The organism is Photobacterium lucens, assembly GCF_009873615.1.
Classification (GTDB): Bacteria; Pseudomonadota; Gammaproteobacteria; order Enterobacterales; family Vibrionaceae; genus Photobacterium; species Photobacterium lucens.
This window is the reverse complement of record NZ_SSMG01000024.1, coordinates 1-1439: the sequence shown is the minus strand read 5'-3', so window position 1 is coordinate 1439 and position 1439 is coordinate 1. Positions and strand designations below refer to the sequence as shown.

General features: G+C 39.0%; 2 protein-coding genes. Both read left to right on the top strand.

Annotated features, from left to right (window positions below):
- The first annotated feature begins 112 nt into the window (after positions 1–112).
- Positions 113–469, top strand: coding sequence for a glutathione S-transferase N-terminal domain-containing protein (locus E5A76_RS02315; RefSeq protein WP_161117981.1), 357 nt, complete (start codon positions 113–115; stop codon positions 467–469).
- Positions 470–648: 179 nt separating this feature from the next.
- Entirely contained in the window at positions 649–1329 is a 681-nt protein-coding gene (locus E5A76_RS02310) for a DUF3334 family protein (RefSeq protein WP_161117980.1), read from the top strand.
- The last annotated feature ends 110 nt before the right edge of the window (positions 1330–1439 follow it).

Sequence of the window (1439 nt, the reverse complement as noted above, 5' to 3'; positions counted from 1 at the left end):
CATATAACCAATGACTATAAATATTGTTAATTTCACGGTATTCTATAAACCCTATTGGGGATATATAACAAAGATTTTTCATCATTATTTTTATAAGTAAGGTTTGCTATCTATGAAGGTTATTCGCTGGATCCTAGGCCGCATCATTTTAGGTCTGAACTTCATTTTCTCACCACGAGGTGTTAAACGTACGCCTGAACAGCAGCAAGCTGTAAATGAGTCAGTTGCAAAACTAAAACTTTACCAATTTGATGCTTGTCCTTTTTGTGTAAAAGTACGCCGAGAAGCAAAAAGACTCAGCCTTCCACTTGAAACCCGTGACGCAAAAATAGCACCGTGGGAGCAAGAACTTATCGAGCAAGGCGGTAAGCGAAAAGTACCTTGCCTACGCATTGAGAAAGAAGACGGTGTTGAGTGGATGTATGAATCTAACGACATCATCGCCTATCTTCAACAACGCTTTAGTTAATTATTAACAACTAACCTACCTCGCTCTCTTATTGAAATTCTTTCAATTACAAAGGCTAAAGTTATCTCTTTTCGTGCCGATAATTTTGCATATTTATCATTTTATCGGCCTATCTCGCCTTATTTGAAGCAACTGTTTAGCTGCTTGCCTTCAATATTCTTGATACAACAGGATGTACAATGAGAAAGTTAAAAACCATTACTACTGACGATATTCTATTGAAACTGTGCCAATCACTATCAAAAGTGATGTCTAAAGCAACAGATACCACAGTCTCATACTCCGCAATGGTACAGAAGATCAATAAGACCAGTCTAAAACCCGATATTGGTTGTTTTGTCTTATTCGATGGCGGCTTCACTGGCTTAGTCGTCACCAACTTTACTAGCCAAGCGGCAATGGAGCTTTATCAAGAATACATGCTGCGCATGGGGATCCCACAAGATGAACTTGCCTTGCACCACACATCCGATGAAGTGGCGAATATTCTTGGTGAGCTGATGAATCAGGTGGTCGGTGATTTCACAGGGAAAATTGGTCGTGAGTTAAAAGTTTCCATCACTCAAAACCAGCCAAAAATGTTGGCGTTAAATAAGCAGATCCTATTATCGGTTGATACCAATCTTGATCGCCCTCAAGCAAGACGCGTAAGCTTCACCACCGAGAAAAACAACATTTTCTACTTAGAACTTGCCATGGATAAAACTGAGTTCATTCAGCTTGAAGAGTTTGAGCAAGACACAGAAGATACTGACAGCATTTTCGAATCAGCTCAATTAGCACGTTACCAACAAGTTGAGAAGCAGAACAACGCTATTAGCCAAACAGATCAAGACTTACTAGATGAATTAGGTCTTTAGCCTCCCTTCATTAAAACTCTCTATCATGGCGAAATATTCATCTCATATTTCGCCATTTCTTTGTATTAAATATTGATGTGAGAGCAATTTCACAGTTATGAAGTTTTTCC

Excerpts from the sequence above, each read along its gene's own strand:
- E5A76_RS02315 (WP_161117981.1), top strand. The coding sequence starts at position 113 with ATGAAGGTTATTCGCTGGATCCTAGGCCGCATCATTTTAGGTCTGAAC.
- E5A76_RS02310 (WP_161117980.1), top strand. The coding sequence starts at position 649 with ATGAGAAAGTTAAAAACCATTACTACTGACGATATTCTATTGAAACTG.